Below are 2,742 nucleotides of genomic sequence, written 5' to 3'. Positions count from 1 at the left end.
TGGCCCTGCAAACCTGGCAAGACTGAAACAGTCGTGTAGTTCAGAGGCTCCTTAGGTCATCGGAGATGACCGCAAACGCTTGGCCGTTCCAGGCTTCATAGGCCCATTCGCCGATGGCCCACTTGAACCCTGCGATTTCGCTTGAGTCTGCCACGCCCTCTTTCCCTATTTTTTCTTCGTGCTTTTCGATGGAGTTTGCCGATGGCAGTACGGTGTAGCAGTCTGCATCGGTGTACAGAATGAAGGCACCTGATTAGCGTCGAACCTCAGTCGCCGCTCGCAGGATCTGAGACGCGACCACCCGAGGCTGAGCTCCCAACTTGCGCGGAGCACGGCCATGGCGATGAACATGATCCAGTTTCAGTCGGGGCTGTCGCTGCCTGAGTTCCTGGAGCTCTACGGCACGGAGGCAAAGTGTCGACGCGCACTGTACCGCTGGCGTTGGCCCGCGGGATTTCGTTGCCCTGCCTGCGGAGGTCGTCACCGTTCGAGCTTTCGTCGCGGCGGCCAGACGCTGTACCAGTGCCGCGCCTGCCAGCACCAGACCACGTTGATCAGCGGCACCCTGCTGGCCTCCACCAAGCTGCCCTTGACCACTTGGCTGCTGGCGATCTACCTGCTCACCTCCACCAAGACCAACCTCGCGGCCCTGGAGCTCAAGCGTCATCTCGGCGTGTGCTACCGCACCGCCTGGCGCTTGAAGCACAAGATCATGCAGGCCATGGCCGAGCAGGAAAAGTCGAGGCAGCTCAGTGGTTTCGTGCAGATCGATGACGCCTACCTCGGCGGTGAGCGCAACGGCGGCAAGCCCGGACGAGGCTCCGAGAACAAGCAGCCGTTCCTGATCGCGGTGAGCACCGATGCCGCCCTTCAACATCCGACCTTCGCTGTCATCGAACCCGTGCGGGCCTTCGACAACGCCTCGCTGGCCGACTGGGTGCAGCGGCGCCTGGCGCCCGAGGCGGAGGCGTTCACCGATGGATTGGGGTGCTTCCGGCGCATTGAGGTCGCGGGCCACGCGCACACCGTGCTGCAGACCGGCGGCGGCCGCGCGGCCACCGAAGTCGATGGCGCTCGCTGGGTCAACGTGCTGCTCTCGAACCTCAAGCGAGCGCTCGACGGCGTCTATCACGCCATCCGTCAGTCGAAGTACGCTGGCCGCTACCTGGCCGAGGCCGCGTACCGCTTCAACCGCCGCTTCAAGCTGCGAAGGATGGCAGGCCAGCTCGCGGCCGACCTGATGGGCTGCAAGCCTTGCCCAGAGCGGCTTCTGCGTGCAGCGAGCAACTCCGTTCACTGAGGTTCGGCGCTAATCAGGAAGCGCCAACCTCATTCACTGGGTCGACGCCATACTGCTCAACGATGGATCGGCTTCTTCCCAAGGCTGCCTTCATTCGGGGAAGGTGGTTGAAGTCGCCTTTGAAGATGATGTGATGTCCATGCGGATTCTCCATTCCATCAGGTTTGGGGATGCCTGCCTTAATAAGGAGATCGCCCCAGCAACTTAACCCCAGGGGATCAATCCACTGCACAGGATTCGGGGCGAAAAAATAGAGGTTCTTCCCGCCCAGTTGTCCTATGGGGTCTTGTGTTGAAAATCTACCGACATCGGTGTCGTAATACCGAAACCGGTTGTAATGCAGCCCGGACTCCGCGTCCGCGTACTGGCCCTGGAAGCGCAGGTTGCATTCCAGCGGTGCGGCTTGCTCCTCGATGACCTCCGCGACCGTGTTGCCCTGGCGGGTGAGGATACGCCGGGGTGGGTTTGCGGTGATCGCCTTGCCCCAGGCGGCGTAGTTGGCGGTCCAGACGAGGTGGCCGTGGGTGTCGGTGATCTCGCGCAGGGTGCCGAGGTGGTCGACGTGGACGTGGAAGACCTCGGGCTTGGGCGGGGCGGGGGCCTCAGGTTCGGGGGATTGGCCGAGCTGACGGGCGAGCTTGCGGCGCTGGGCTTCGAGCTTGGCCCACTGTTCGGGTTAGCGGTCTTTGAGGCTGAGCAGTTCTGGCGGAAGCAGTGGGGTGCGGTCGGTGTCGTTTGCGGTGCTTGGCGTTGCCGCCTGCGAGGTGCGTCTTGATCCGTTGGCTGCGCGTGTGCCTGCGTCGGTGCTGGCCGCATCGGCCGTGTCCGCGTTCGCCGCCTTCCAGCGCACGACGGCCAGCGGCACGAAGCTGTCGGGCTCGTAGAGGTAGAGCTGGTGGGCGACGCTTTTCACACTCGCGTGCCTCTTCCATTGGTCGAGGAAATGGTGAGCTTTTGATTGCGCTTTGCATCGGCTAACGCTTGGCTGGATCTCGATATTGCCTTCTGGCAACAGCTGAATGAATATCGTTGCGCGGGATCCTCTAGCTCGATCGTGTAGATTCTAGAGCCAGCGATTTGCGGGGGCGCGGGCGTATATCGAGTCAATGTCGGCTTGGCTTAGTTGCCCTGAAGTAATCACCTTGTCCATTAGGTAGTCAAGAGTCTCTAGCGAATCTGCGTCACCTGCGATGTCTGCGGATGCCTCGATAAATTCGATGGCTTGCGATCGTTTGCTGGTGCTGAGCGCTTCGGCGATATCGGCAGCACTGCATCTGACTTCCGCGTCCGCAGCTTCTAGTTCACTGGCTAGAATCAGGCGCTTCAATTTTCCTAAACGCTCGTGTACTTCCATGGTTTTGTTTCCTTTTGGTTTGCTACTCGATAAGGGGCGGTCTCAAGAATCAAGCGCAACACGTTTAGCGAACTCGGCCATCTCCTTG

The 2,742-nt window shown here is 61.0% G+C and carries 3 protein-coding genes; 1 reads left to right on the top strand and 2 read right to left on the bottom strand.

What is annotated here, in order from left to right:
* The first annotated feature begins 337 nt into the window (after positions 1 to 337).
* Positions 338 to 1,300 carry an IS1595 family transposase gene (locus Q0654_RS10900; protein ID WP_298853751.1) on the top strand — a complete coding sequence of 321 codons (963 nt, stop codon included), beginning with the start codon at positions 338 to 340 and terminating at the stop codon, positions 1,298 to 1,300.
* Positions 1,301 to 1,976: 676 nt separating this feature from the next.
* On the opposite strand, the gene Q0654_RS10895 is transcribed toward Q0654_RS10900, so the two are convergent.
* Complete coding sequence (locus Q0654_RS10895; RefSeq protein WP_298853749.1) at positions 1,977 to 2,213, bottom strand: hypothetical protein; 237 nt, start codon at positions 2,211 to 2,213, stop codon at positions 1,977 to 1,979.
* Between the two features lie 150 nt (positions 2,214 to 2,363).
* Complete coding sequence (locus Q0654_RS10890) at positions 2,364 to 2,654, bottom strand: hypothetical protein (protein WP_298853747.1); 291 nt, start codon at positions 2,652 to 2,654, stop codon at positions 2,364 to 2,366.
* Between the last annotated feature and the right edge of the window lie 88 nt (positions 2,655 to 2,742).

This window comes from uncultured Aquimonas sp. (assembly GCF_937888285.1).
GTDB lineage: Bacteria > Pseudomonadota > Gammaproteobacteria > Xanthomonadales > Xanthomonadaceae > Aquimonas.
The sequence above is the reverse complement of the archived record's forward strand: the minus strand, read 5'-3'. Positions and strand labels throughout refer to the sequence as shown.

Coding starts and splice junctions, on each gene's coding strand:
- Q0654_RS10900 (WP_298853751.1), top strand. CDS start 338: ATGGCGATGAACATGATCCAGTTTCAGTCGGGGCTGTCGCTGCCTGAG.
- Q0654_RS10890 (WP_298853747.1), bottom strand. CDS start 2,654: ATGGAAGTACACGAGCGTTTAGGAAAATTGAAGCGCCTGATTCTAGCC.